Consider the following 26,719-nt stretch of genomic DNA (forward strand, 5'->3'; position numbering starts at 1 on the left):
GAGTCGTTCGACAATGCCTACGGTCCCGCGCGACTACATTCCCATGCTGCTGGTGCCGGTCCTGATGCTGGCCATGCTGCCGCTGGTGGGCAGCATGCCGACCTGGATCACGCTCACCGTGGCCGGGCTGGCGATGGGGATGATGATCTTCATCATGTCCAGCGGCCTGACCCTGGTGTTCGGCCTGATGGACGTGCTCAATTTCGGCCACGGCGCCTTCGTTTCCGTCGGCGCCTTCGCCGCCACCCTGGTACTGGTGCCGATGCAAGGCTGGATGGAGGCCGATTCGCTCGCCATGAACCTCGCTGCGCTCGGCCTGGCAATAGCGATGGCGATGGCCGTGACCGCGGCACTGGGCCTGGTCTTTGAGCGCATCATCATCATGCCGGTCTACGGCCAGCACCTGAAGCAGATCCTGGTCACCATGGGCGGCATGATCGTGGTTGAGCAATTGATCCACGTCGTCTGGGGCGCCGACCATAAACCAATGCCGCTGCCAACCGCCCTGCGCGGGGCCTTTGTATTGGGCGATGCCGCCATCGAAAAGTACCGCCTGCTGGCCGTCGCCGTCGGCATCCTGGTATTCATTGCACTGACACTGGTACTGAACCGCACCAAGCTAGGTTTGCTGATACGCGCCGGCGTCGAAAATGGCGAAATGGTCGAAGCACTTGGCTACCGCATCCGCCGCCTGTTCGTGGCGGTGTTTGCAGCCGGCTCCGCACTGGCCGGCCTGGGCGGCGTGATGTGGGGCCTGTACAAGGAAACGCTGACCGCCTCCATGGGCGGTGAAGTGATGGTCATGGTCTTCATCACCATCATTATTGGCGGCCTCGGTTCGGTCGGAGGCTGCTTCATCGGCGCGCTGCTGATGGCGCTGAGCGCCAACTACGCCGGCTTCCTGGCGCCCAAACTGGCGCTCGTGTCCCATATCGTGCTGATGATCGCCATCCTGATGTGGCGTCCCGCCGGCCTGTCGAGGAAATGAAATGCTGAACTCCCTGCTCTCCGGCGACCTGCCGCGCAGCCGAACCTTGTCCATACTGCTGCTCGTGGTCGTACTGGGGCTCGCGCTGGCGCCCTTCATCACCAGCGGCGCGCGCCCGCTCAACACCGCCGCCACCATTTGCATCTACATCGTGCTGGTAGCCTCGTACGACCTGTTGATCGGTTACACTGGCATCGTGTCCTTCGCACATACCATGTTCTTCGGCATTGGCGCCTACGGCGTCGGGCTCGGGTTCGACAGCCCGACGCCAGCCTGGGGCGCCATGGCGCTGGGCCTTGTCGCGGCGCTGGCATTGACGCTGGTCATGGCTCTCATCATCGGCCTGTTTGCTCTGCGCGTGCGCGCCATCTTCTACGCCATGATTACACTGGCGGTGGCGTCTTCGTTTGCCGTCCTGGCATCGCAGATGTCTGGATGGACCGGCGGCGAAGACGGCAAGACTTTCGACGTGCCCGACCTGCTATCGCCGGCCAACGAGTTCGGCGAATTCATGGGGCGCATCGTGGACGGCAAGGTGCTGACCTACTACATCGTGTTTGTCTGCGCGGTGCTGATCTTCCTGGCCCTGCTGCGGGTGGTGAACTCGCCGTTCGGGCGCGTGCTGCAGGCCATCCGCGAAAATGAATTCCGTGCCGAAGCGCTGGGCTACCGCACCGTGGTGTACCGCATCGCCGCCAACTGCATTGGCGCGGTCGCCGCGGCATTGGCCGGCGCTCTGATGGCGCTGTGGTTGCGCTACGTCGGCCCCAGGACCACGCTGGGCTTTGAAGTGATGACCGACATCCTGCTGATCGTCGTCATCGGCGGCATGGGCACCCTGTATGGCTCGGTGATCGGCGCCGCCCTGTTCATCCTGGCGAATAATTACCTCAAGTCCCTGATGGCGCAAGCAGCGGGTGCCGTGGCCGGCGTGCCGTTGCTGGAAGCGGCCCTGCATCCGGATCGCTGGCTGCTGTGGCTTGGCATCCTGTTCATCCTGGCCATCTACTTCTTCCCCAGCGGGATTGTCGGGAAATTCAGGCAGAAGGCAGCCCGGCAAGGTACTTAGCCAGAAGAGCATCGGCCTTGCCGCTGCTGCGCAATTCATGTACCGCGCGCCGCAACTCCGTCGCCAGCGCTTCATCGGCGTTATGGCGACTCAGGTGCAGGTGGATTTCACGCGATTGCACCGCCAGCGTGGCCCCCAGCCGCGCACGCGGCACGCCCAGCAGGCGCATGGCGTGGAAGAGCGCCAGGCGGGTACCGATCGATGCATCGAGCCGGCCTTCCAGCAGCATGCGTACACCCTGCAGCTGGTCGGTAATTTCGTGCTTGCGGTATTCGCGGTCGTCCAGGAAGGCGGCGCCGTAATCCGAGCCGCGCAGCATGCCCACCGTGCGGCCCCGCAGGTCCTGCAAGCCTTCCAGCTTGACGCCCGCGCGGCCGATGGCGATGACTTCCGTGGTCCACAGCATGCCCATGGGTTCGGCCGTCCCCGCAATGGCGGAATTTGATGTCGCGATCATCAGGTCGGCCTCGCCCGAACGCAGCATGGCGACGGCGCGGGCGTACGGGGCGACAGTGATTTCGATCTGGCGCTGCGACTCGCGGCCGATCAACTCAATGGCTTCCACGAAAAGGCCGGTCTTGCGGCCGCTCGCGTCAAGCATGGCGAAAGGAGCTATGGCCAAGGCCACGGCGCGCAATGGCCGCGGCTTGGCGACAGCGCGCAGCGGCCAGCTTGCCGCCGCCATTGCAGCAAAAGAAGCGGCAGCGCCGGACCAGCGGGCCATGCGGCCCAGCCAGCGCCGGCGCTGCGCCGCTTTCATCGCTCAGGCCCCGGCAGTGGCGCTTGGACGCTCGGCGATGCGGTCGCGCCAGGCCTGCAAGTGCGCCAGACCGTAGTCGGACGGACGGAATTTCATCAGCCCGCGCGCAAACTCGATTGCGCAAAAACCGGTGATGTCGGCAATCGTGAAACGCTGCCCCGCCACGAAGGGCTGCCTGGCCAGCACGCCGTCCAGCCACTTCGCGTTCTCACGGAACTTCTCGCCCTGCGATGCGCCGAAATCCGGGAACTGGGGATTCTCGATCGGCGCAAAGCCGGGATGCGAGTGGCGGATGCTGTTGGCCGCGATGGCAAACAGGTGCAGTTCCATGCGACGGTCGGCCATTTCGATGAAGGCACGCTCCTCGGCGCCCTCTCCCATGAGGTTCGGCGCCGGATGCAGGCCTTCCAGGTAGGTGCAGATGGCGCGCGTTTCGCACAGGATGCGGCCGTCGTCCAGCTCCAGCGCCGGCACGCGGCCGAATGGGTTCACCGCCAGGTAAGCGTCGCCGCGATGTTCGCCCTTGCCCAGGTCGACCGCTTGCGAATCCAGTTCGATGCCCTTTTCCGCCATGAACATGGCGACGCGGCGCGGATTGGGGGCACGGGGGGCGGTGTACAGCTTCATCAAGTCTCCTTTTGCTTCAATTAATCAGCGCGACTGGCCGGTTTCCAGCATTTTGCGCGCCTCGGCGGCAAATTGCTCGACTTTATCCTGGCTGTCCGCCCGTTCCAACACATTGCTGGACGGCTGCTCGATCCCACGCAGCACGGCAGGACGGGAACGAATCTGGCGAATCCAGCGCTGCAGGTGCGGCAAGCCTTCGGTTTCAACGCCGGACCAGCGGTGGGTACGCACCCAGGCCCAATTGGCGATATCGGCGATTGAATAGTCGCCGGCCAGGAACTCGTGACGCGCCAGGCGGTCGTCCAGCACGCGGAACAGGCGGCGGCACTCGCCCTGGTAGCGGTCGATAGCCGGCTGGATCTTTTCAGGGAAATAGCGGTAGAACACATTGGCCTGGCCCATCATCGGGCCGACCCCGCCCATCTGGAACATCAGCCATTGCAGCACCAGCGAGCGGCCTTTGGCGTCCTGCGGCATCAGGCGTCCCGTCTTTTCGGCCAGGTAGATCAGGATGGCGCCGGATTCGAATACCGCGAAGCTGTCGTTCGCGCGGTCGATGATCGCCGGGATGCGGCCATTCGGGTTGATGGCCGTGAACCATGGCTCCTTCTGTTCATTCCTGCCCAGTTCGAGCAGGTGCAGCTCGTAAGGCAGCGCCAGCTCTTCCAGCGCGATAGAAATCTTATGGCCGTTCGGCGTTGCAGCGGTATACAGGTCGATCATCGGGAATCCTTAATTCGCGTCGAGGCGCAAAGGATAACCCGCACAGGCAAAAAAAACCGGCCAATTTGGAGCGGCCGGTGAAAACGCTTTTCAGGGCGTGGGGATTGAAGAAATCGTGCCGGATTGAGGAATCCGGCAACCCGGCGTACAGGGATGCTGTACGCTATGGACGTACTTTGCCAGCTTTTCCGCGCCCAAGGCTTAGGAGTTCATTAAGGAATAAATAAACCCGGCAAAAAAATACCCGCGTCTTTGCGCGGGTAAAAGAATTCAAATCGGGAGAGATTTGAAAGTGCAAGGGGGATATTCTCAACAGCGAAAACATCACGACTTCGTTTAAGATAGTACAATTTTTATAATAGAAACTCTCCAATAGTCACAATGCGAAAAAAAATTTGCAAATGGACTTTTCGAGCCGCGATTTCAGCGGCAGTTCTGGCCATTTCCGCTTGCGCTACACAGCCGCCCGCGCCACCTGCCGCCCAAGCTGCAGCGGTGATTCCGGCGCTGCAGGCCAGCCAGTCCGCGCACCGCATTGTGGGCGGCGACTCGCTGGTCGCCATCACCGTTCGCCGCGGCGGGCCTCTGGCGCGCATGGGCCACGATCACGTCGTCGCCACCCGCCAGCTTGAAGGTTTCGTGGACCTGGACCAGGGCCGTACTGAACTGCGCTTCCGCCTCGACCAGCTCACTGTGGATGAGGCCGCGCTGCGCAAGGAAGCCGGGCTGGATACACAACCGTCGCTCGATGCCATCGATGGCACCCGCCGCAACATGTTCAGCAAGGTGCTGCAAGCGCAGGCCCACCCTTGGGTGCTGGTGCGCGCCGCATTTGAAGCGGGAACGAAGGACAGGCTGCGCGCCGAAGTCACCCTGCACGGCGTGACGCGCGAGTACAAAGTGCCTCTGCACCTGCGCGAAGAAGGCGCCACAGTGCTGGCCAGCGGCACCTTCACAGTCAAGCAGACGGACTTCGGCATCACGCCGTTTGCCGTCTTCGGCGGGGCACTGGCCGTGAAAGACGAGCTGGAACTGAGATTCGCGATCAGCGCGCGACGATAAGGCGCAGGCCCAGGCCGACAAAAATCGCACCGGCGCCGCGATCCAGCCACAAGCCGGCGCGCGGGTTGCGGTTGATCCACTTGCCCACGGCGCCGGAGAAGTAGCCCAGCATCCCGAACAGCAGGCAAGCCTGCAAAGTAAAGACCAGGCCGAGCTGGGCGGTCTGCCAGCTGGCATCTCCGCGCCCTGCCACCACGAACTGCGGCAGGAAGGACAGGAAGAACAGCACCACCTTCGGATTGATCGCATTGGCGAACAAACCTTTGGCAAACAGCTTGCCCAAAGACTCCTGCGGCAAGGCCACCTGGCCCACCTGCGCACCGCCCTTGCTGCGCAGTGCGCCATAACCCATCCAGATCAGGTAGAGTCCACCCGCAACCTTGAGCGCGGTAAACGCTGTCGGGGATGCGGCAATCAGCGCGCCCACGCCCAGCGCAGCCAGCAGGGTATGGCTAAGGCAACCCAGGGCGCAGCCCAGGCCGAAAACCACGCCCTGCTGGCGTCCACGAGACATGCCCATACTTAATACCATCAGGTTATCCGGCCCTGGGGAAACAGTAATCAGCATGGCGGCGGCCAGGAAGGCCAGCCCTTGTTCAGGAGTAATTAACATAGCCGGGATCATACACGAGTGCGCCGGGGCATAACAATTCAGTATCACACCATGTTTATTTGTCCATTACAATAATTACTATTGAGGAGATCATTAATATTTTGCTTTCTTCGTTTGCATCGTCTATTGAACTAGTTGCGCCCCTCTTATTAATTCTGGGGTTGGCGGCGCTTATCCTGTTGATATGGGAGAACCGCAGCCTAAAGAAGCAATTACAAGCGCGGGAAGCCGCGCTGAGGCAAACCCAGATTCAAAATGAGAAACTGGGCCGCCACCGCATCGACTTTCTGGCGGCCATGAGCCACGACATCCGTACGCCACTGGCCGGCGTGATCGGCATGTTGAAATTTGCCCTGCGCGACCGCACCATCGCCGACCGCACAGGAGAATACCTGCGCATCGGCCTGAAGAACAGCGAAGCCCTGCTGGCCATCCTGAACGACCTGCTCGATTTCTCCCGCATCGACGCCGGCCGCCTGTCGATCAACACCCAGGACCTGGACCTGATCGACATCATCGACGAAGCCATCACCATCCTGCGCCCGCAAGCCGATGCCAAGGCCCTGCTGCTGCGCTGCGAGCTGGCGCCGGGCCTGCCGCGCCACGTGCAGGGCGACCCCAACCGCATCCGCCAGATCCTGCTCAACCTGCTGGGCAACGCCATCAAATTCACGGAACGCGGCGAAGTAAGGCTGCGCGCCTCCGGCGAGACGACCGACGGCCTGGCACGCGTCAGCTTCAGCATCAGCGATACCGGCCCCGGCATCCCGCTGGAAATGCTGCCGCGCCTGTTCCGCAAATTCGAGCCGGCCGACCTCTCGTCCACCCGCCGCGCCGACGGCCCAGGACTGGGCCTGGCCATCTGCAAAGAGCTGGTCGACCTGATGGGCGGCCAGATCGAAGCCGATACCCGCCTCGGCAAAGGCACCACGCTGCGCTTCTCGCTGCCGCTGGCCCTGGGCGGACCGCCGGAGCAGGATCCGGTCAAGATCCCGGCCCACCTGCGCCATGCCTACCGCTTGCGCGTGCTGTGCGCGGAAGACGTGCGCACCAACCAGATCATCATCAGCACCCTGCTGGAAGGCATGGGCCACGAAGTAACTGTCGCCGAAAACGGCCTGGAAGCCCTGCGTGCCCTGAATGAAAAGGACTTCGACGTGGTGCTGATGGATGGCCGCATGCCGCAAATGGACGGCGAACAGGCGGCGCGCCTGATACGCCGCGGCGGCAGCCAGGACTACCCCTCACGCGACCCGCTGATACCGATCATCGCCCTCACCGCCAATGCCAGCGACCTCGATCGCGCACGCTACCTGTCGGCCGGCATGGACGCCTTCCTCAGCAAGCCGGTCGACGAACGGCTGCTGTTCGACCAGCTTGAAAAAACCATCACCCAGTTGCTCAATCGCGGCCGCAGCCTGCCGCGCACCACGCCCACCCTGGCGGAACTGGACGACATGTTCGGCGTGGAGCCAGCCAGCCCGGCCATCCACATCCTGCCGCTCAGCGGCATGACCGCGCGCCACCAGCAGCGCATCGCGCAAGCCTTCCTGGAAGAAGCCCCGCGCCGGCTCGACGAAGGCCGCCTGGCGCTGCAGAACGGCGATGGCGAGGGCGCCACCAGCGCCTTCCACGCCCTGAAAGGCAGTTGCGGCTACCTGAGCGCCCCCGAACTGCACACCCTGTGCCATCAAATGGAAAAGGCCAGCGCGGCCGGCGACCTGGAAGCAGCCACCGCCCTGTTGCCGGAACTCGGGACACTGATCCTGCAAGCTTGCGCCGACCTGCGTCGCGACGATACGATAGCTGCATGACGACACAACGCGCCTGGGTGCGCATGCCATCCGGCCGCCGGCTGGACTTGCTGGACCCCACGCCCTTCGATTGGGACGACGCCGACCTCGCTCTGGGCCTGGCGCGCACCTATCGCTGGGGTGGCCACTCGGCCTGGCCCTTGCCGCTCTCCGTCGCCCAGCATTCGATCACGGTACTGCAATTGCGGCGCCTATGGTCGCCCACCCCGCTCGACCCGCTGCGCTCCTTGCGCGAACTGCTGCACGATGCGGAAGAAGGCTTGCTGGGCTTTGACTGCATCTCGGTGCTGAAACCCTTCCTCGGCGACAGCTTCCGCGAACTGAGCCAACGCCTGGAACAGGCCGTATTCCTGCGCTACGGCTTGCCGGCCTGGACGCCGAAGGAATACCAGGTCCACAAGCGTGCCGACCGCCTGGCCGCCGCCAGCGAAGCGGTCCACGTGGTGGGCTGGAGCGACGAGGAAGTGCGGCGCACACTGAAAATCACCGCCGTGCCCCTCGCTGAAGATCCACTGCAGGCCTTGTACGGCGAGCCGGCGTGGGAGCCCTGGCCGCCAGGGTTGGCCTGCGAGCGCTTCCTCGACGAACTGAACCGGCTCAAGGCGGCAGCTTGATAGTCCGGATGATAAAATTGCTGTAATACGAAGTTTTTAAAGACGAAATTACAGTTATCCACTTCTACTGTGGATAAACGTGTGGAGAAGCCGGGCTTGACAGCCCGTTTCGCCTGTAACGGCGCGGCTTTCAATAAATTGCCCAATTCTTTGGCAATCGATTAGTATCAATAAAATCAATGACTTAGCCAAGTCGAGTGCATGCCATTTTGCAACTCACTGAGCCTTCGGAAAATATTTTGACAAAAGTTCTGGCGCGGAATAGTGTGTCCACAACCGACAAAGGAAAATGCATGGACGTGAAAGTTCCTGACGACGATTCAAGCGAAGGATGGATGATCGACGACGAGGCGCAAGCCAGCTCCGCCGAGCAGGCTCCAGGCGCCAATCCCGCCCCGTGGCGGGTGCTGATCGTTGACGACGACGTCGACGTCCACGTGGTCACGAAATTCTCGCTCAGCAATGCATGCTTCATGGGGCGCCGCCTCAGCTTCCTGCATGCCTACTCCGGCGAAGAAGCCTTGACCACCCTGCGCAACAATCCCGACGTGGCCCTGGTGCTGCTCGACGTGATCATGGAAACCAGCGATGCCGGCCTGCGCGTGGCGAACCAGATCCGCTCCGAACTGAAAAATGAACTGGTGCGCATTGTGCTGCGTACCGGCCAGCCGGGCCAGGCGCTCGAGCACAGCATTATCCTCGACTACGACATCAACGATTTCTGGTGCAAGACCGACCTCACCACGCGCAAGCTGTTCACCACGGTGATTTCTTCGCTGCGCAACTACTCCGACCTGCAAATCCTGCAGTCGCAACTGGCCAAGTACAACCAGCATCGCGAACAGTTCGCGGCGATCCTGCAAGGCCTGCAGAAGGGTGAAGCCTGGTCGGGCCAGCTCGTGATCGGCCAGCCTGCCTCAACTGTGGATATCCAGGTCCAGCCGGGCGCCGAATCGGGCAGTTTCAAGGCCTCCGGGCACATCCTGAAGTAATGACTGTATGCACGTACAGTAGTTATCCTGCAGTGATTTGCCCTCGAATTCCCGGCAAGTTGCCGTAAGTGGCGGATTGAAAAGGCCTTTTCCGATTATCCACATTGTTTGTGGATATCTTTGTTGATAAGAGGGTCTTGACAAGGCAAACAGCCCTCAACGACGCCATTTCCAACAAACTGCCTGTTCAATGTGCAGAAAAAATCACCTTAAAAATCAACGACTTAAAATCTCACGAATTACCACGAGCGTTCTTTAACTAATTAAAGTCGCTCGTTACTTGTCGTCAATTCTTGTGCATAACCTGAGCAGCTGTACGCCGTTGGGCGGGTTGCAGCAGGACGCGCTGGATGATGTGGGGAGCGATGTTATGGGACTTCATATACTCGACTGCGCACAAGGTGCTGAAACTGGCTTGCACCTCAATGCCACGGTCGACGATTTCACTGCGCGCAGAATCGACGCGAGGCAGGAATTGCAGCAGATCCATAAGGACACCTTCAGGCGGGATGGGCGGTCAGGGAAGTATTGACCATGACGCCAATAAGTCAATAGCCCGCCCGCAACACCAACAGCCGAGGCCGTGTCACACCATGGGGTCACACCCTAGGTGTGACACGAACCCAGCCGTATAACAGCCGGGACCGTGGAGACTTAGCGGTTCTGGTAACCGCCATAGTGCTTGACCGGGCTCCACTCCGGCTGCACGAGGGGCAGTTCGGGGGCGTATTGGCCGAAGTCGGCGCCGGCGTGGACGATGCGGCCATTCACAACCGTCAGCGCGCTTTCCAGTGTCTTGATCTCGGCTTCGGGAATGCTGAAATAGTCCTTCGGCAGGATCACCAGGTCGGCATATTGGCCTTTGCTGATCTGGCCCTTCAGCTTTTCTTCGCCGCTGAACCAGGCGCTGCCTTGGGTCATCAGCTTGAGCGCTTCGTAGCGGCTCAGGCGGTCCTTGGCCTGCCACATCGGCAGGCCGCCCGCGGTCTTGCCGGTCACCGCCCAGTAGATCGAGGGCCATGGCCCGTAGCTCGACACGCGCGTGCCGTCCGTGCCGAGGCCGACGGGGATCTTCATCTCCAGCATCTTGCGGATCGGCGGCATCTGGCGCGCCTGCTCGCCATAGCGTTTCCAGTAATGCTCGCCCTGGAAGTACATGCGGTCCTGCACCGCGACGCCGCCGCCCAGTTTCTTCACACGCGCCAGCTGTTCGTCGGTGATGGTCTCGGCGTGATCAAAAAACCAGCGCAAGCCGTTGAACGGCATGTCGCGGTTGACCCTTTCGATCACGGCCAGGTCGCGTTCGATCGATTCGCCATACGTGGCGTGGATGCGGAACGGCCAGCGGTTCTTCACCAGCAGCCGCAAGACGGGTTCCAGCTCGCTTTCCATATGGCCCGGCATGTCGGGACGCGGTTCGAGGAAGTTCTCGAAGTCTGCTGCGCTCCACACCAGGTTCTCCCCCGCCCCTTCGGTGTTGTAGCCGTTGGGGTAGAACATATGGTCGTTGTGGCCAGGCTTGGTCATGGCCAGCCAGCGCTGGTAGTCTTCCAGCTCCTTGCCCGGCTTTTGCGCGAACAGGTAGTAGGAGGTGCGCACTGTCAGCTTGCCGCCCTTGGCCAACTCCAGGCTGACTGCGTAATCGTCGGGATAGGCCTGGCCGCCGCCGCCCGCGTCGATAGCGCTGGTCACGCCAAGTCGGTTCATCTCGCGGTAGTACTGGACGGTGGAATTCAGTTGCTGCTCGCGCGGCAGCGCGCCGGTCTTGCCCAGCGTGGAGTACAGCACCATAGCGTTCGGCTTGGCCACCAACAGGCCGGTCGGCTTGCCGTCGGCGCCCAGTTCCACCACACCGTCCTTGTATTTGGTGTCCTTGTCGTAGCCCAGGACTTCAATGCCCTTCCTGTTCACAAAGCCAAGGCCGTACAGGTAGAGGATGAACACCGGCTTATCCGGCACCGCCTCATTCAGCTCTTCCAGCGTCGGCAGGCGCTTTTCTTCGAACTGGAATTCATTGAATCCGCCCACCACCTTGATCCACGCACCGTCCGGCGTACGGGCCGCCTGCTCGCGCAGCATCTGCATGGCGCGTTTCAACGAGGTGACGCCATCCCAACGCAGCTCGGCGTTGTAGTTGAGGCCCTGGCGGATGATGTGGAGGTGGGAGTCGTTCAGACCAGGAATGACCGTGCGGCCGCCGGCGTCGATTACCTGCGTGCCCGGCTTCTTCAGCTTGAGCACCTGGGCATTGCTGCCCACCGCGGCAATCACGCCGCCCTTGACGGCTACTGCCTGCGCGAAGCTGCCTTCACGCGCCATCGTGGCGACTTTGCCATTGGTGATGATGATGTCCGTCGCATGGGCATGCGACAGGCCGGCAGCCAGCAAGGCTGCGGCCAGCAACGGTCTGGTCATGGACTTTATTCCTTGATCGATTCGATCGAGAAGCCGAGGGTCAAGTCGTCGCTGACGTGCGGTGCGTACTTACCGGCGCCGAAGTCGGAGCGCTTGATCTTGGCGATCGCATTGGCGCCGCAAGCGTCTTTCTTCACCATCGGGTGCGGCATGCATTGGAAGGAAGTCACTTCCAGGTTTACTGGCTTGGTCACGCCCTTGATGGTCAGGTTGCCTTCCACGCCGACCACCTTGTCGCCGTTGAACAGGAATTTGGTCGACTTGTAGGTAATGGCAGGATATTTGGCCGAATCGAGGAAGTCAGGACCTTGCAGGTGCCCGTTGAACAGGTCGGAGCCGGTATTGACCGATTTCGGGTCGATGCTCACTTCCACCGAGCCGGTCTTGGCGGCGCGGTCGAGCTGGATCTTGCCGGTGGTGCTATTGAACTTGTTCACCTGGGTCGAATAGCCGAAATGGCTGTATTCGAAGCGCGAGAAGGAATGAGTTGGATCGATATTGTAGGTTTCAGGGGCGGCCGATGCGGCGAGCGAGAAACCAGCGGCGAGGGCAAAGGCGATCAGTTTTTTCATTGTCTAGACTCCAAGTAGGGGATGGTGGCCCATTATGCGACGACTGCCGATCAGTGTAAAACGCATAATGTGCGCGCTACTGATCGACTTTTTCGATAGTAGGCACTAGCCTGGAGCGAAAAACAATCACCCTTTCGAGGTAGTGGGCCGCAACAGGCGCGCCAGCAAGCGCTGCTCGAGGGCGGCAAAGGCGGCGCCGCCGCGCTGCCTGGGACGCGGCAACGGTACCGGCAGGTCGAGGGCAATGCGGCCGTCTTCCACCAGCAGCACGCGGTCGGCCAGGGCCAGCGCCTCTTGCACGTCGTGCGTCACCAGGACGGCGGTGAACCCGCGCTGGCGCCACAGGGATTCGACCAATTGCTGCATTTCGATACGCGTCAGTGCATCGAGCGCGCCCAGCGGCTCGTCCAGCAGCAGCACGTTCGGTTCGTGCACCAGCGCGCGCGCCAATGCCACGCGCTGACGCTGGCCACCGGACAGTTCGGCCGGCCAGTCGTCGGCGCGTTCAGCCAGGCCTACGGTGGAAAGCGCTGCAGCGGCGCGCCCCAGGCCATATGGCAGCCCGAGCGCGACGTTCTGCAGCACCGTCTTCCATGGCAGCAGGCGCGGTTCCTGGAACATGATGCGCAGGCTGGCATCCGCGACGCCGTTACCGACATGGGCGGTGCCCTCGTCGGCCTTTTCGACGCCGGCAATTGCGCGCAGCAGCGTGCTTTTGCCGCAGCCGCTGCGCCCTACTATTGCGACGAATTCACAGGCCTTCAGGTGCAGGTCGACGCCGTGCAGCACGCGCCGCGCCCCGTAGGCCTTGCCCAGTCCTTCCAGCGCGATACTTGCACCCAGCCGCGCTACTGGCTTCCGCTCGGGCGGGGAATTTTCCTGGCGCGCATAGGCCAGCAGATCACAGTCGATGGAGGTGGGTGCCAGCAACATGGGTGCTCCTTATCGGTAGGCTGGGTTCCAGCGCAAATAGTATTTTTCGAGTCCGCGCGCCAGCATGTCGGCCAGCTTGCCCAGCACCGCGTACAGCAGGATGCCGACCAGTACCACGTCGGTCTGCAGGAATTCACGCGCATTCATCGTCATGTAGCCGATGCCGGCTTGCGCGGAAATAGTTTCGGCAACGATCAGCAGCACCCACACCAGTCCAAGCGAGAAACGCACTCCAACCAGTATCGAAGGCAAGGCCGCCGGCAGGATCACTTCGCGGTACAGCGGCCAGCCGCGCAATCCGTAGCTGCGCGCCATTTCAACCAGTCCGGCATCGGTGGAGCGGATGCCGTGGAAGGTGTTCAGGTAGACGGGGAAGAACACCCCTACCGCCAGCAGGAACAGCTTGGCCGTCTCATCGATGCCGAACCACAGGATCACCAGCGGTATCAGGGCCAGGGCGGGAATGTTGCGCACCATCTGCAGCGTGGTATCGAGCAGCGTCTCGGCAAGGCGCCAGGTCCCGGTCAGCAGGCCGAGCGCCAGGCCTGCACTGGAACCGATGGCGAAGCCACTGGTGGCGCGCCATAAGCTGGTTTTCAGGTGTTGCCACAGTTCGCCCGATACTGCCAGCGTCCAGAAGGCTTGCACCACCGCCAGCGGTTCGGGCAGGATGCGGCTGGACAGCCAGCCGATGCGCGCCGCCAGCTCCCAGGCCAGCAGCAAAGCAAGCGGCAGTGCCCAGGGCGCCAGCGCCTTGCGCCAGTCCATCTCAGGCCGCCTTTTTTGGCACGATGTTCGACGCCATGACTTCGCCGAATGGACCGCTCAGCGACTGTTCTCCAGGCGCCTTGCCTTTGCCCAGCAGCGGGAATACCAGTTCGGCGAAGCGGTAGGATTCTTCCAGGTGCGGGTAGCCAGAGAAGATGAAACTTTCGATGCCGAGCGCTTCATATTCGCGAATGCGCGCCACCACGGTTTCCGGATCTCCTACCAATGCAGTTCCCGCACCGCCGCGCACCAGGCCCACGCCAGCCCACAGGTTCGGCGAGACTTCAAGCTTGTCGCGGCTGCCACTGTGCAGTGCTGCCATGCGGCGCTGCCCCACCGAATCCATCTTGCCGAATGCCGCCTGCGCCTTGGCAATGACGTCGTCGCTCAGGTGGCTGATCAGCTTGTCGGCAGCGGCCCAGGCTTCCTCATTGGTTTCGCGCACGATTGCATGCAGGCGGATGCCGAAGCGAATCTTGCGGCCATGGCGTTCGGCGCGGGCACGCACATCGGCGATCTTTTCGGCCACGGCGGCAGGCGGCTCGCCCCAGGTCAGGTAAACGTCGACCTGCTCCGCCGCCAATTCGTGCGCCGCTTCGGAGGAGCCGCCGAAATACAGCGGCGGGTAGGGTTTCTGCATCGGCGGGTACAAGGTGCGCGCGCCTTTGACGGTAATGTGTTTGCCGTCGAAGTCATAGCCCGCCTCTCCGCCCTCGCCTGCCAGCGCGGCGCGCCAGACACGCAGGAATTCGTCGGAGATCTCATAGCGCTGCGCATGGTCGGCAAATACGCCGTCTGCTTCCAGTTCCTGCTGGTCGCCGCCGGTGACGACGTTTACCAGCAGGCGGCCATTCGACAAGCGGTCGAAGGTGGAAGCCATTCGTACGGCCAGGCCAGGCGTGGACAGGCCAGGGCGCACCGCGACCAGGAATTTGAGCTGTTTCGTCACCGGGATAAGCGTGGAGGCGACCACCCAGGCGTCCTCGCAGGATCGGCCTGTGGGCAACAACACGCCGTCATAACCCAAGGTATCGGCCGCTATGGCGACCTGGCGCAGGTAATCGGCATCGACCGCGCGCGCACCTTGCGCAGCGCCGAGGTAGCGGCTGTCGCCGTGGGTTGGAATGAACCAGAAAATATCGGAAGTCATTTGTTGTCCTTCAAGGCTTGAGCAGGGCTTCCCTGACAATGATCGGTTTCGGAATCAGTTTGAGCGCGGCGAAGGCATCTGCCACCTTCTGCTGTTCCTGGATGACTTGCGGGGTCACGGGAAGCACGCCGTAGGCATAGCGGGTTGCTGCCAGTTCAACGACAGGCGGCGCCAGGCCCGTCTGCGCCGACAGAATGGCCGCCACCTCCTTCGTATTCTTTGCGCCCCATGCATCCACCTTGGCCAGTTCGTCGATCACGATGCCGACGATTTCAGGATTCCTTTGCGCATAGCCACGCGACGCCAGGTAGAACTGGTGGTTGGCCACCAGGCCTTTGCCATCGGCGATCACACGCGCGCCCAGCTGCTTTTCGGCTGCGGCAAGGAAGGGATCCCATATGACCCAGGCATCCACGCTGCCACGCTCGAATGCGGCACGTGCATCGGCTGGCGGCAGGAACACGGTTTGCACGTCTTTGTATTGCAGGCCGGCCTTCTCGAGCGCCTTGAGCAGCAGGTAATGGACATTCGAACCTTTGTTCAGCGCGATCTTCTTGCCCTTCAAATCGGCCACGCTGCGCAACGTGGATTGCTTCGGCACGACAATCGCTTCGCTGGCCGGGGATGGCGGCTCATTGCCGACATAGACCAGGTTGGCGCCTGCGGCCTGCGCGAAAATCGGCGGCGCTTCGCCAACCGTACCGAAATCGATGCTGCCCACGTTCAGGCCCTCCAGCAACACCGGGCCGGCCGGGAACTCGGTCCATTTCACATCGACGCCCTTCTCCGCAAGGCGCGTCTCCAGTGTGCCTCGGCCTTTGAGCAAAGTCAGCGTGCCGTATTTCTGGTAGCCGATACGCAGCACAGGCCTGTCTTGCGCCAGCGCGGCGGAAGGCAGCAGGCCGGCCGCTACGCCGGCGAGGAAAATGCCCACGGCAAAGAGTCCAAGGGTGCGGCGGCGCGCCACCCGTGCTAGCTGGTACTGGTTCATGGCATTCCTTATGCAGATTGAAAATCGTTGAGTTCACCGTGCCGCGGCAGCAATGCTTGCGAGAGCGCCGCAACACCGCCATCGACCCGCGCAGCTATCGGCAGCGCGAGCAGCAGGCCGTGCTCTTCGTTCCATTGCAGCTGCTGCGCCGTGGCGAAAATACCGGCCAGAACATGGCGCGCGTCCAGGGCCTGCAGTACGGGCCGCAGCGCGTAATCGAGGGCCAGCAAATGGGCCTGGCTGCCGCCGGTCGCGATGGGCAGCACCACCTTGCCTGCCAGCCCGTCCTGCGGCAGCAGGTCGAGGAAGGCCTTCAGTATGCCGGCAAACGAAGCCTTGTACACCGGCGTTGCGATCACCACCGCATCGGCATCGCGCACTGCCTGCAAGGCACGCTGTACGGAAGGATCTTCCGTCAACCCATGCAGCAAGGCGCGCGGCGGCAGGTCGCGGACGTGGATGCGGTTATACCGGTGTCCGAGCACTGCGAGTCGCTCGCCGATGTGCTGCAGCAGGCGGCTGGAACTGGATGGTTGTGCGGGGCTGCCGCTGATAAGCAAGATAGTCATGGGCCTAGCGTAAGGCGCACGGTTCGCAAGGCAAACGAATTGTTTCGCAAATGGTTATTCAATTTTCTTCGTGGACGCTTGCTTGCGTCGGAGGCAATACTAAAAAGCATCGCAACCCGAAAGACATCCCATGACCAGCGCTCTACTCAAGCCGCAACCAACCGATCCCCTGGAAATTGCCGAGGAACTGGCAAGCACCTTCGCTGCCAGCGCCGTAGAACGCGACCGCCAGGGCGGCCATGCGGCACGCGAACGCCGCCTGCTGCGCGAATCCGGACTACTTACCCTCTCTGTGCCGCGCGAATTCGGCGGCGCCGGCGCCAACTGGAGCACGGTGAACCAGGTGATCCGCATCCTGGCGCGCGCCGACAGCGCGCTGGCTCACCTGTTCGGCTTCCACCACCTGCAACTCGCGGGCATCCAGTTGTACGGCAATGCGCGCCAGCAGCGCGAACTGCTAACGGCCACTGTTGAGCAAGGCCTGTTCTGGGGCAATGCACTGAACCCGCTCGACCAGCGCACCGTCGCGAACGAACAGGGTGATGGATTTGTGCTGAAGGGCGTGAAAAGCTTCAGCTCAGGCTCGGTGGGTTCGGACTGGCTCACGATCTCGGCATGGCATGCACCAACACAAAGTGCGCTGATCGGAGTACTCCCCAGCACCACCGCAGGAGTTTCGATCCGCGCCGACTGGGATGCCTTCGGCCAGAAGCAGACAGATAGCGGTACCGTGGAATTCCGCGATGTCGCGCTGCCGGCCAGCCTTGTCCTGCTGCCGCCGGGCGAAACACCGGCGCCGCGCGCCACCCTGCGTTCGCAAGTAGCGCAACTGATCATGACCAACCTTTACCTCGGCATCGCAGAAGGCGCGTTCGAAGCGGCCCGCAGCTTCACCAGCGAGCAATCACGGCCCTGGTTCGCATCCAACGTAGCCGCCGCCACCGAAGATCCGTTCGTTCAGCACCGCTACGGCGAGTTATGGACGCTGCTGCGCCCCGCCGCCGTACTGGCGAACCATGCCGCGCACGAGCTCGATGCGGCATTGGGCAAAGGCGCTTTGCTGACCGAGCGTGAACGCGGCGAACTGGCCATCTCCGTGGCCGAAGCCAAGGTCCTGTCGCACCGCGCCGGCATCGAAGTATCGAACCAGCTGTTCGAGCTGACCGGGGCCCGTGCAACTTCCAACAAGCTGGGCCTGGACCGTTTCTGGCGCAACGTGCGCGTGCATACCCTGCACGACCCGATCGACTACAAATACCGCGACCTCGGGCGCTACGCCCTGCACCGCACCTTGCCGGAACCGACTGCCTATTCCTGATCCATGACCACACCACTTATTCAACTGGACCAGGTCGAGCGCAGTTTTGCGCACGGGCCTGGCGAGCGCCTGCATGCAGTGCGCGGCATCAGCCTGTCAATACAGCGCGGTGAAATATTCGGCCTGGCTGGCAAGAGCGGCGCCGGCAAATCGACGCTGCTGCGCATGATCAACCTGTTGGAGCGCCCCGACAGCGGCCGTGTCGTGGTGGATGGTGACGACCTTACTGCTCTGGGCAAGCGCGAATTGCGCACTGCACGGCAGAATATCGGCATGATCTTCCAGCAATTCAACCTGCTGCGAAACGCAACGGTGGCCGGGAACGTCGCTTTCCCCTTGCGTATCCACGGTGCTCAAAGCCCGCAGGAGATTGCCCTCCGCGTGCAGGAATGCCTGGCCCTGGTGGACCTTGAAGAGAAGGCAAGCAGCTACCCTTCGCGCCTGTCCGGCGGGCAGCAGCAAAGGGTGGCAATTGCCCGCGCCCTGGCCAGCAAACCGGCAGTCCTGCTTTGCGACGAACCTGCCTCGGCGCTGGACGCCGAAACTACTCGCGCGCTGCTGGCGACCTTACAGGACGTCAACCGGAGGCTCGGCGTGACCATCGTCATCGTCAGCCACGAACTCGATGTGCTGGCTTCGATCTGCCAGCGCGTTGCAGTCATCGAGAATGGAGTCGTCGCCGAACAGTTCCGCGTCGCGGACTGGCAGGCTCCGCGCCGGACCGCGCTCGGCCGCGAACTCGCAGCCCTGTCGGCGCAAGCTGCGCTGGCCACCGACGTGTCCCTGCGCAAGGAGCCAGTTCATGTTTGAAAAATTCCTTTCGCTGCTGCCCGAACTGGCCGAAGCGCTGACGCAAACGGGCACCATGCTTGGCATCGGCTTGTCGGTGGCGGTATTGCTGGGAGGCCCACTCGGCATCCTGCTGTTCCTGGTCGGAGACGGCCAGTCGCTGCAGAACCGGCCCCTGTCCGCCCTCCTCGGCTGGCTGGTAAATACGGTGCGCTCCTTCCCCTTCATCATACTGCTGGTGTCTCTGGTGCCGTTTACGAGGGCGATTGCCGGCACCTCGATCGGCCCACTGGCGGCAGCCGTGCCGCTATCGGTGGCAGCCATTCCCTACTTCGCGCGCCTGGTCGAACAGAACCTGCGCGAAGTGCCGCGCGGCGTGATCGAGGCGGCCCATGCAATAGGCGCCAGTGAGCTGCAGATCGTGCTGCGCGTGCTGCTGGTCGAATCGCGTTCAGGCCTGGTGCTGGCCCTGACTGTGCTGGCAATCAGCTTCCTGTCCTATTCCGCAGTGGCCGGGGTGGTGGGCGGTGGCGGCATCGGCGACCTCGCCATCCGCTATGGCTATTACCGCTTTGAGACCGACGTGATGTTCGCCACCGTCGCCCTGCTGGTGGTGCTGGTGCAGGCAATCCAGTTCGCCGGCAACCGCCTGGCGCGCCGCCTCGATAAACGATAACAAGGAGTGAAAATGACTGTATTACGACGTTCCGTACTGCTGGCCGCGCTGGCCGCACTGACCCTCGCTGGCGGCACCGCAGCCGCCAAAGACCCGAAGCAACTTGTGATCGGCACCAGCGCCGGTCCCTATGCCGACCAGATCAAGCTTGGCATCAAACCCATCCTCGAAAAGCAGGGCTACCAGGTCACACTGGTGGAGTTCAACGACTATGTGCAGCCGAATATTGCGCTGGCCGAGGGTTCGCTGGATGCCAACGTATTCCAGCACATCGTCTACCTGAACAAGTTTGCGGCCGAACATAAGCTCGCCCTGTCGCCGCTGGTTACCATCCCGACCGCGCCGATCGCCATCTACAGCAGGAAGCACAAGGCGTTGACCGAAGTCCGCGACGGCAGCACCGTAGCCCTGCCCAACGATCCAACCAACCAGGCACGCGCCCTGGTGCTGCTGGAGCAGCTTGGCTGGCTCAAGTTGAAGGCAGGCGTCGATCCTCTGCGGGCCTCCGAGCGTGACGTTGCACAGAACCTGAAGAAGGTCAGGCTGCTGCCGCTGGAAGCGGCCCAGCTTCCGCGCTCGCTGCAGGATGCCGACTATTCCTTCATCAACGGCAACTACGCCTTGGCGTCGGGCCTCAAATTGAACGAAGCCCTGATTACTGAAAAGATTTCGCCCAACTACGTGAACCTGGTCGCGGTCCGCACCGCCGACAAGGACAAACAGTTTGCGCGCGATATCGAAGCTGCCTACAAGTCGAAGGAATTCCTTGCCGTGACCAATAAGCATTTCCGGGACTACGCCAAGACCGACTACCAGCTCGCCCTGGAAAAGGCGCAGTAGCACGATGACCAGGAAAATCCGCTTCAACGCCTTCCAGATGAACACGGCCGGGCACCAGTCGCCCGGACTGTGGCGGCACCCGCGCGACAACAGCCACCGCTATACCGACCCGCAGTATTGGACCGAGTTGGCGCAGCTGCTGGAGCGCGGCCTGTTCGACGCCGTATTCCTGGCCGACGTACTGGGCGTGTACGACGTCTACAAGCAAAGCCACGAGACGGCCCTGGCGCGCGGCGTGCAGGTGCCGCTCAACGACCCACTGGCCCTGGTTCCCGTCATGGCAAGCGTCACCGAACACCTTGGCTTTGGCGTGACGGCCGCCCTCACCTATGAACATCCCTACACATTCGCCCGTCGCCTGTCGACGCTGGACCACCTGACCAAGGGCCGCATCGGCTGGAACATCGTCACCGGCTACCTCGACAGCGCGGCGCGCAACCTCGGCCGGCAACGCCAGCTGGCGCACGACGAGCGCTACGACCTTGCCGACGAATACCTGGAGGTGGTCTACAAATTATGGGAAAAGAGCTGGGAGGACGGCGCTGTGCTGCGCGACAAGGCTGGCGGCATCTATACCGACCCGCGCCGCGTGCATCCCATCGGGCATGAGGGCCGCTATTACAGCGTTCCCGGCATCCACCTCAGCGAACCGTCGCCGCAACGCACTCCCTTCCTGTACCAGGCCGGCAGTTCGCCGCGCGGCAACGTGTTTGCCGGACGCCATGCCGAAGCAGCTTTCGTCAGCGGCCCGGGCAAAGGCGTGGTCAAAGGCTATGTCGACAAGCTGCGCGCCGCGACAGCCGCAGCCGGGCGCGACCCGGCTGGCTTGCTGGTGTATGGACAAGCGCTGATTATCACCGCAGCGAGCAGCCAGCAGGCACGCGAGCGGCATGCCGAGTACCTAGAGCATGTCGACATTGAAGCCGCCCTGGCCCTGCTATCGGGCTGGACCGGCGTCGACTTCAGCCGGGTGCCGCTGGACGCGACGATCGATTACATCGATTCCGATGCCGGCCGTTCGGCGCTCGCCTCATTTACCAGCGCCGATCCCGACCGCCAATGGACGGTACGCGACGCCGCCCGCTTCATCGGCCTGGGCGGGCGCGGCCCGGTGCTGGTTGGCGACGCCGGCGAGGTGGCCGACCAGTTGGAAGACTGGGTCGACAGCACCGGTATCGATGGCTTCAACCTGGCCTTTGCCGTCGCCCATGAATCGATGCGCGACGTGGTTGATTACATCGTGCCCGAACTGCAGCGCCGCGGCCGCTACCGAGCGGCCTACACGCCAGGCACCTTGCGCCACAAGCTGGCAGGCCACGGCCCGCGCCTGGCCGCCAGCCACCCCGGCACCCAAGTTGCCATTTCCACCCTGTCAGCCGAGGAAGCACCATGAAACGCAGGACCCTGTTGCAAGCCGCTGCCGCCAGTGCGGCCCTGAATGTCGTACCGCGTTTTGCGCACGCGGCCGCGCCGCTCAAGGAACTGCGGCTCGATTACGCCTATTACTCGCCAGCCAGCCTGGTACTACGCCGCTTCGGTTGGCTCGAGCAGGACTTCGCGGCCAGCGGCACGCAAGTCAAATGGGTGCTCAGCGCGGGCAGCAATCGCGCACTCGAGTACCTGAATGCCAACAGCATCGATATCGGCTCGAGCGCGGGGCTTGCGGCCCTGCTGGCAAAAGCAAACGGCAACCCTATCCGCACGCCCTACATCTTCTCGCGCCCGGAATGGACTGCGCTGGTGGTGAGCAAGGATTCCCCGATCCGCAACCTGGCCGACCTGAAAGGCAAGAAGGTCGCAGCGACCAAGGGTACCGATCCCTACCTCTTCCTGCTGCGCGCCCTCCATTCGGTCAAGCTGCAGCGCAGCGACATCGAGCACGTCTCGCTGCAGCACGCTGATGGCCGCGCGGCGCTCGAGCAGGGCAAGGTGGATGCCTGGGCGGGGCTGGACCCGCATATGGCGGCCAGCGAGCTGGAAGGCGGGTCGCGCCTCCTTTACCGCAATATAAGCTTCAATACTTACGGCTTCCTCAATGTGCGGGAAGAGTTTTTGGCCAGCCAGCCGGGTGCTGTCAGCCGCGTGATCCAGGGCTATGAGAAGGCACGTGGCTGGATTCGCGCCAACCCGGGCGAAGCAGCGCGCATCCTGTCAGAAGAGGCCAAGGTTTCGCTGCCGATAGCGCTATTGCAGCTCAAGCTGCGCACCGACTTCTCCACCCCGCAACCATCCAGCGAGCATGTCAAGGCCTTGCAGGCAGCGGCGCCGATCCTGCTGGAGGAAGCGCTGGTCAAGCCCGGTAGCGACTTGCCGCGCCTGATCGCGGAGCTGGTCGATACCCGCTTCGCCCAAGCACTGACCGCACGCTTATGAGCGACCAGGCAGCAATCCACCTCGGCCAAGGTGGCTCCCACGCGGGCCAAGCGACCGAAGGCGGCCCGCCCCTGCCCGCCCGCCGCCGGCCCCTCCCAGGCCCGCTGCTTGGCCTGCTGCTGCCGGCCACACTGCTGGCCTGCGCCGAACTGGCAGTGCGCACAGGCATCCTGGCGCCAAACCTGCTTCCGCCGCCAAGCGCCATCCTGGAGACCATTGCGGAGCTGGCGCAGCGCGGGCTGGCTGGCCACGTCGCCGCCAGCGCGGCCAGGGTGGCCATCGGCTTCGCGGCCGGCGCCCTGGCCGCGATCCTGCTCGGCGCTGCCACCGCATTGCACCGGCCAAGCCACGCCATTTTCGACCCGACGGTGCAGGCCCTGCGCGCCATTCCTTCGCTCGCCTGGGTGCCGTTGCTGCTGCTCTGGCTTGGCATCGACGAGGCGCCGAAACTGGTGTTGATTGCCATCGGCGCCTTTTTCCCAGTCTACATGGGCGTCGGCGCCGGCATCCGCGGCGTGGACCGCAAGCTGGTTGAAGTGGCACGGCTGTACCGCCTGTCACCCTCGCAACAGGCAAGGCAGGTGCTGCTTCCTGCCGCCTTGCCTGCCATCCTGACCGGCCTGCGCAATGGCCTGGGCCTGGCCTGGATGTTCATGGTGGCGGCAGAATTGATCGCTGCAAGCATGGGCCTGGGCTACCTCCTTAGCGACGGCCGCGAAACCGGCCGCGCCGACATCATGCTGGCAGCCATCCTGCTGCTTGCCATACTTGGAAAGGCCAGCGACAGCTTGATGCTCCGCCTCGAACAAAGCCTGCTCGCCTGGCGCGACAGTTTTGAAAGCCCCAGCCATGCTTGATATCCGCATCGACAGCAAATCTTACGGCGACCAGCAAGTGCTGGGACCCTTGCAGCTTCAATTGAAACAGGGCGAAGTCGTCAGCCTGCTGGGCGCCAGCGGCAGCGGCAAAAGCACCCTGCTCTCTATCCTTGCTGGACTGGATCGGGAATGGCGCGGCAGCTTGCAACTGAACGGCGCCCCCTTGCAGGGCGTGCACCCGGCCATCAGCCTGGTATTCCAGGAGCCGCGCCTGTTCCCTTGGCTGACGGTAGCCGAGAACCTGCGTTTCGGTCTGCCCTCCGCGGACGATTGCGGCTGCGAACTTGAATTGCTGCTGGCAGAAACCGGCTTGCAAGGCCTGGGCCGGCGCCTGCCCAAGCAGCTATCAGGCGGCCAGGCCCAGCGTGCAGCCATCGCGCGCGGCCTGATGCGCCGCCCGCGCTTGCTGCTGCTGGACGAGCCGTTTTCGGCCGTTGACGCGTTCACCAGGATGAAATTGCAGGACCTCCTGCTGCGCATCGCAGCCCACCACCACCTGACGATCCTGCAGGTCACCCACGATATCGACGAAGCGCTCTACTTGAGCGACCGCATCCTGGTCCTGCCGGGCGGCGGCGGCCCACTGCGCGGGGAGTTCCGCCTTCCACCGGCCAGGCCGCGCAGCCGCGGCGACGCCAGCCTGCAGCCGCTGAAGCACCGCATCCTCGAGCTGCTGAACCTTGCAGAGCAAGCGGATTAGTCGCTGCGCATCTGGGCCTGGGAGACATTGCTGTTCGGCGCTACGCTCTGGGTCAGCCAGACATTGCCGCCGACGGTGGAACCGGCGCCGATGGTGATCCGGCCCAGCACTGTCGCGCCGGCATAGATCACGACATCGTCTTCCACAATCGGATGGCGCGGCGTCCCTTTGATCAACTGCCCGGATTCGTCGGCCGGGAAGCGTTTGGCGCCAAGTGTGACATGCTGGTACAGGCGCACGCGCTCGCCAATGATGGTGGTTTCGCCGATCACGACGCCGGTGCCATGGTCGATGAAGAAGCTGGCGCCGATTTGCGCCGCCGGGTGGATGTCGATGCCGGTGCGCGAGTGGGCGATGTCGCTGACAATGCGCGCGATGAAGGGGGCGCCGAGCTTGTGCAGGCTATGCGCCAGGCGGTAATGCAGAATGGCGACCATGCCCGGGTAGCACAGCAGGATTTCCGCAATCGAGGTGGCCGCAGGATCGCCGGCATAGGCGGCCTGCACGTCCGACACGACCAGCGCGCGGATCTGCGGCAATGAGGCAGCGAACGCCCGCGTAATGCCCTGCGCAGTGGCGATCTGCGCCTCCTCGGTCTCCGCCACCGCGGCGCCGAACTGCAGGCCGCGCCGAACCTGTTCATGCAGGCGGTCCAGCGTGGTATTCAGCGTATCGCCGACGAAATAGTCGATGCTCTCGTCGGTCAGGTTCGGGCGCCCGTAATGCGTGGGGAACAAGGCCGCCGACAAGCCTTCGAGGATTTGCACCAGCTCCGCGCGCGAAGGCAGCTCGCGCACCCTGCGCTGGTGTCGGATATTGTGGGTCGCTTCGCGCGACACGCGCAATTGGTTAACCACCTCGTCGAGGTCCCAACGCGCTGCGCCGCTCGAGGCGCCGTAAGAGTCGATAGCCATAAGGCACAAGAATATCGAAATTACATTAAGAAGCGAAAGAAACTGTTTGCACAAGCTTATGCTTTCCAGTCATAAGCAGATAGTTCGGGATTCCCTTAAAATAGCGCGCTCACTCTCGGGCACCACATGAAGAACATCCTGCTTACCCTGCTGCTTGCCGGCCTGACCATGGTCGGCCCGCTGGCAATCGACACCTATTTGCCGTCTTTCCCGGCGATTGCTCAGACTTTCAACGCCAGCCCGATGGCGATCCAGCAGACCCTGAGCCTGTTCCTGTTCACTTTCGCCTTCATGATGCTGTTCTACGGCACCCTGTCGGACAGCTTTGGCCGCCGCCCGGTCATCCTCTGGTCCCTGGTGCTGTACGTCCTGGCTTCGCTGGGGGGCGCCCTGGCCGGTTCGTTCGGCTTCCTGCTCGGGGCCCGCATCCTGCAAGGCCTGGCTTCCGGAGCCGGCTCGGTGATCGGCCGCGCCATCGTGCAAGACCGCTTTGAGGGCATGGCAGCCCAGAAAATGCTGGGCAACATCATGATGGTGTTCGGCCTGGCGCCAGCCATTGCTCCCGTGCTGGGCGGCTGGCTGCAGGTTTCCTTCGGCTGGCGCTCCATCTTCTGGTTCCTGACCGCCTTTGGCGTCCTGATGTGGGTTGCCGTCTGGCGCTGGCTGCCGGAAAGCCTGCCGCAGGAAAAGCGCCACCTGCTGCACCTGGGCGCCATCGCACGCAACTACTGGATGGTGCTGAAGCACCGCCAGTTCCTGCTGCTGTCGGTGTCGCTCGGGGCGGCCTTCGGCGGATTTGCCCTGTATATCGGCTCCGCCGCGTACTTCATCATGCACATCCTGAAGCTGCCGGAGACGGCCTTCGCCTGGCTGTTTATCCCCTTGATCAGCGGCCACGTGCTGGGCGCCACCGTAAGCGGCAAGCTGGCGCACCGCATGGCGCCGTCGACATTGATCAACCTGAGTTTCGGCCTGATGGCCATCGCTGCTGCGCTCAACGTGGGCTACAACTGGTTCTTCGCCGCGACCATTCCTTGGGCCGTATTGCCGCTTTTCCTGTTCTCGTTCTCACTGGCCCTGGCGATGCCGCCATTGACCTTGGCCGGCATGAACCTGTTCCCGCAGAATAGCGGCCTGGCCGCGTCGATGCAGTCCTTCTTGCAGATGATGCTGTTTGCGCTGGTGTCAGGCCTGGTTGCGCCGCTGCTGTTCGACAGCGCGCTGCACCTGGCGCTCGGCCTGGTGGCATGCCTGGTGGTGAGCTATGCCACCTACCGCGGCGCCACGCATGGCCAACATCAGGGCCAGGGGGCGGGCGTCACTTCCTGATATTGTGGGCCGCCCTGTTCCGGCTCGGGAGCTGGCTGGGGCTTCTCGTGGCCCAGCCTGAGGTTGGCGGGCAGGCCAAGGCCGAGGATTTCCTTCCTGCCCTCGACAAAATCGGAAGAGCTGAGCGGATGTTCGCTGTCCGGCCAGTTGGCAATGGCCCAGTTCTGCACCTCGACAAACCGCTTCCACACTTCGGTGACAAATTTCCGCCTGGTTTCATCGTCCATTGGTGCCTCCGTTGG

General features: G+C 62.9%; 29 protein-coding genes. 15 read left to right on the forward strand and 14 right to left on the reverse strand.

The window, feature by feature from the left end; all coding sequences use genetic code 11:
- Positions 1-13 precede the first annotated feature (13 nt).
- Together ASD07_RS02715 and ASD07_RS02720 are read left to right on the forward strand one after the other, a co-directional pair.
- Positions 14-988: a branched-chain amino acid ABC transporter permease gene (locus tag ASD07_RS02715; RefSeq protein WP_055924770.1), complete on the forward strand. Its 975-nt coding sequence runs from the start codon at positions 14-16 to the stop codon at positions 986-988.
- A gap of 1 nt (position 989) precedes the next feature.
- Positions 990-2,057: a branched-chain amino acid ABC transporter permease gene (locus ASD07_RS02720; RefSeq protein WP_055924773.1), complete on the forward strand. Its 1,068-nt coding sequence runs from the start codon at positions 990-992 to the stop codon at positions 2,055-2,057.
- On the opposite strand, the gene ASD07_RS02725 is transcribed toward ASD07_RS02720, so the two are convergent.
- Genes ASD07_RS02725 through ASD07_RS02735 form a run of 3 tightly spaced genes read right to left on the reverse strand, consistent with a single transcriptional unit; the run spans position 2,026 to position 4,167 of the window.
- Positions 2,026-2,817, reverse strand: coding sequence for an ABC transporter substrate-binding protein (locus ASD07_RS02725; RefSeq protein ID WP_055924776.1), 792 nt, complete (start codon positions 2,815-2,817; stop codon positions 2,026-2,028). The genes ASD07_RS02720 and ASD07_RS02725 overlap by 32 nt on opposite strands.
- Positions 2,818-2,820: 3 nt before the next feature.
- On the reverse strand, positions 2,821-3,444 hold the full coding sequence (locus ASD07_RS02730; RefSeq protein ID WP_055924779.1) for a glutathione S-transferase family protein: 624 nt from the start codon (positions 3,442-3,444) through the stop codon (positions 2,821-2,823).
- Positions 3,445-3,468: 24 nt separating this feature from the next.
- Positions 3,469-4,167 (reverse strand): glutathione S-transferase family protein, encoded by a 699-nt coding sequence (locus ASD07_RS02735; RefSeq protein WP_055924782.1) that lies wholly within the window; start codon positions 4,165-4,167, stop codon positions 3,469-3,471.
- Positions 4,168-4,662: 495 nt separating this feature from the next.
- On the opposite strand from ASD07_RS02735, the gene ASD07_RS02740 reads away from it, so the two are divergent.
- On the forward strand, positions 4,663-5,229 hold the full coding sequence (locus ASD07_RS02740; RefSeq protein WP_229207030.1) for a YceI family protein: 567 nt from the start codon (positions 4,663-4,665) through the stop codon (positions 5,227-5,229).
- Here the strand turns inward: ASD07_RS02740 and ASD07_RS02745 are convergent.
- The gene (locus tag ASD07_RS02745; protein WP_055925319.1) at positions 5,213-5,842 is read right to left on the reverse strand and encodes a LysE family translocator; all 630 of its coding nucleotides are present in this window, start codon (positions 5,840-5,842) and stop codon (positions 5,213-5,215) included. The two genes, ASD07_RS02740 and ASD07_RS02745, sit on opposite strands and share 17 nt — an antisense overlap.
- 179 nt (positions 5,843-6,021) lie before the next feature.
- Between ASD07_RS02745 and ASD07_RS02750 the strand changes: the two genes are divergently transcribed.
- The 3 genes from ASD07_RS02750 (at position 6,022) to ASD07_RS02760 (ending at position 9,262) form a co-directional block, all read left to right on the forward strand.
- Positions 6,022-7,656, forward strand: coding sequence for an ATP-binding protein (locus ASD07_RS02750; RefSeq protein WP_255356974.1), 1,635 nt, complete (start codon positions 6,022-6,024; stop codon positions 7,654-7,656).
- Positions 7,653-8,270: a hypothetical protein gene (locus ASD07_RS02755; RefSeq protein WP_055924789.1), complete on the forward strand. Its 618-nt coding sequence runs from the start codon at positions 7,653-7,655 to the stop codon at positions 8,268-8,270. Before ASD07_RS02750 ends, ASD07_RS02755 begins: the two co-directional genes overlap by 4 nt.
- A 293-nt stretch (positions 8,271-8,563) precedes the next feature.
- Positions 8,564-9,262, forward strand: coding sequence for a hypothetical protein (locus ASD07_RS02760; protein ID WP_229207032.1), 699 nt, complete (start codon positions 8,564-8,566; stop codon positions 9,260-9,262).
- Positions 9,263-9,548: 286 nt separating this feature from the next.
- Here ASD07_RS02760 and ASD07_RS29880 read toward each other — a convergent pair whose 3' ends face one another.
- The 8 genes from ASD07_RS29880 to ssuE all read right to left on the reverse strand — a co-directional run bounded on the left by ASD07_RS29880 (position 9,549) and on the right by ssuE (position 16,660).
- Positions 9,549-9,752: a hypothetical protein gene (locus tag ASD07_RS29880; protein ID WP_082507069.1), complete on the reverse strand. Its 204-nt coding sequence runs from the start codon at positions 9,750-9,752 to the stop codon at positions 9,549-9,551.
- Between the two features lie 164 nt (positions 9,753-9,916).
- Complete coding sequence (locus ASD07_RS02770) at positions 9,917-11,677, reverse strand: amidohydrolase (protein ID WP_055924794.1); 1,761 nt, start codon at positions 11,675-11,677, stop codon at positions 9,917-9,919.
- Between the two features lie 5 nt (positions 11,678-11,682).
- The gene (locus ASD07_RS02775; RefSeq protein ID WP_055924797.1) at positions 11,683-12,249 is read right to left on the reverse strand and encodes a YceI family protein; all 567 of its coding nucleotides are present in this window, start codon (positions 12,247-12,249) and stop codon (positions 11,683-11,685) included.
- 126 nt (positions 12,250-12,375) lie between these two features.
- Positions 12,376-13,182 (reverse strand): ATP-binding cassette domain-containing protein, encoded by an 807-nt coding sequence (locus ASD07_RS02780; RefSeq protein WP_055924800.1) that lies wholly within the window; start codon positions 13,180-13,182, stop codon positions 12,376-12,378.
- A 9-nt stretch (positions 13,183-13,191) separates the two neighbouring features.
- Complete coding sequence (ssuC, locus tag ASD07_RS02785) at positions 13,192-13,950, reverse strand: aliphatic sulfonate ABC transporter permease SsuC (RefSeq protein WP_055924801.1); 759 nt, start codon at positions 13,948-13,950, stop codon at positions 13,192-13,194.
- Position 13,951: 1 nt separating this feature from the next.
- The gene (gene ssuD / locus ASD07_RS02790; RefSeq protein ID WP_055924804.1) at positions 13,952-15,100 is read right to left on the reverse strand and encodes an FMNH2-dependent alkanesulfonate monooxygenase; all 1,149 of its coding nucleotides are present in this window, start codon (positions 15,098-15,100) and stop codon (positions 13,952-13,954) included.
- Between the two features lie 10 nt (positions 15,101-15,110).
- On the reverse strand, positions 15,111-16,091 hold the full coding sequence (locus ASD07_RS02795) for a sulfonate ABC transporter substrate-binding protein (RefSeq protein ID WP_055924808.1): 981 nt from the start codon (positions 16,089-16,091) through the stop codon (positions 15,111-15,113).
- 8 nt (positions 16,092-16,099) lie between these two features.
- Entirely contained in the window at positions 16,100-16,660 is a 561-nt protein-coding gene (gene ssuE / locus ASD07_RS02800; protein WP_055924811.1) for an NADPH-dependent FMN reductase, read from the reverse strand.
- Positions 16,661-16,790: 130 nt separating this feature from the next.
- On the opposite strand from ssuE, the gene ASD07_RS02805 reads away from it, so the two are divergent.
- Genes ASD07_RS02805 through ASD07_RS02840 form a run of 8 tightly spaced genes read left to right on the forward strand, consistent with a single transcriptional unit; the run spans position 16,791 to position 24,234 of the window.
- Complete coding sequence (locus ASD07_RS02805; RefSeq protein ID WP_055924814.1) at positions 16,791-17,978, forward strand: acyl-CoA dehydrogenase family protein; 1,188 nt, start codon at positions 16,791-16,793, stop codon at positions 17,976-17,978.
- A 3-nt stretch (positions 17,979-17,981) separates the two neighbouring features.
- A complete protein-coding gene (locus ASD07_RS02810; RefSeq protein ID WP_055924817.1) occupies positions 17,982-18,788 on the forward strand; it encodes a methionine ABC transporter ATP-binding protein in 807 nt (268 codons plus the stop codon).
- Positions 18,781-19,443, forward strand: a complete 663-nt coding sequence (locus ASD07_RS02815) for a methionine ABC transporter permease (protein ID WP_055924822.1) — start codon at positions 18,781-18,783, stop codon at positions 19,441-19,443. The genes ASD07_RS02810 and ASD07_RS02815 overlap by 8 nt, the downstream gene beginning before the upstream one ends.
- 12 nt (positions 19,444-19,455) lie before the next feature.
- On the forward strand, positions 19,456-20,283 hold the full coding sequence (locus ASD07_RS02820) for a MetQ/NlpA family ABC transporter substrate-binding protein (protein WP_055924825.1): 828 nt from the start codon (positions 19,456-19,458) through the stop codon (positions 20,281-20,283).
- A 4-nt stretch (positions 20,284-20,287) separates the two neighbouring features.
- Positions 20,288-21,676, forward strand: a complete 1,389-nt coding sequence (locus ASD07_RS02825; RefSeq protein WP_055924827.1) for an LLM class flavin-dependent oxidoreductase — start codon at positions 20,288-20,290, stop codon at positions 21,674-21,676.
- Positions 21,673-22,656, forward strand: a complete 984-nt coding sequence (locus ASD07_RS02830) for an aliphatic sulfonate ABC transporter substrate-binding protein (RefSeq protein ID WP_055924830.1) — start codon at positions 21,673-21,675, stop codon at positions 22,654-22,656. Before ASD07_RS02825 ends, ASD07_RS02830 begins: the two co-directional genes overlap by 4 nt.
- Complete coding sequence (locus ASD07_RS02835; protein ID WP_082507070.1) at positions 22,653-23,513, forward strand: ABC transporter permease; 861 nt, start codon at positions 22,653-22,655, stop codon at positions 23,511-23,513. The genes ASD07_RS02830 and ASD07_RS02835 overlap by 4 nt, the downstream gene beginning before the upstream one ends.
- Entirely contained in the window at positions 23,506-24,234 is a 729-nt protein-coding gene (locus ASD07_RS02840) for an ABC transporter ATP-binding protein (RefSeq protein WP_055924833.1), read from the forward strand. Before ASD07_RS02835 ends, ASD07_RS02840 begins: the two co-directional genes overlap by 8 nt.
- Here the strand turns inward: ASD07_RS02840 and epsC are convergent.
- Positions 24,231-25,148 (reverse strand): serine O-acetyltransferase EpsC, encoded by a 918-nt coding sequence (gene epsC, locus ASD07_RS02845; RefSeq protein ID WP_055924837.1) that lies wholly within the window; start codon positions 25,146-25,148, stop codon positions 24,231-24,233. The genes ASD07_RS02840 and epsC overlap by 4 nt on opposite strands.
- Positions 25,149-25,274: 126 nt before the next feature.
- On the opposite strand from epsC, the gene ASD07_RS02850 reads away from it, so the two are divergent.
- Entirely contained in the window at positions 25,275-26,477 is a 1,203-nt protein-coding gene (locus ASD07_RS02850) for a multidrug effflux MFS transporter (protein WP_055924840.1), read from the forward strand.
- Here ASD07_RS02850 and ASD07_RS02855 read toward each other — a convergent pair.
- Entirely contained in the window at positions 26,447-26,704 is a 258-nt protein-coding gene (locus ASD07_RS02855) for a hypothetical protein (RefSeq protein WP_055924842.1), read from the reverse strand. The genes ASD07_RS02850 and ASD07_RS02855 overlap by 31 nt on opposite strands.
- Positions 26,705-26,719 lie beyond the last annotated feature (15 nt).

It is taken from the genome of Duganella sp. Root336D2 (assembly GCF_001425005.1).
Taxonomy (GTDB): domain Bacteria; phylum Pseudomonadota; class Gammaproteobacteria; order Burkholderiales; family Burkholderiaceae_D; genus Rugamonas.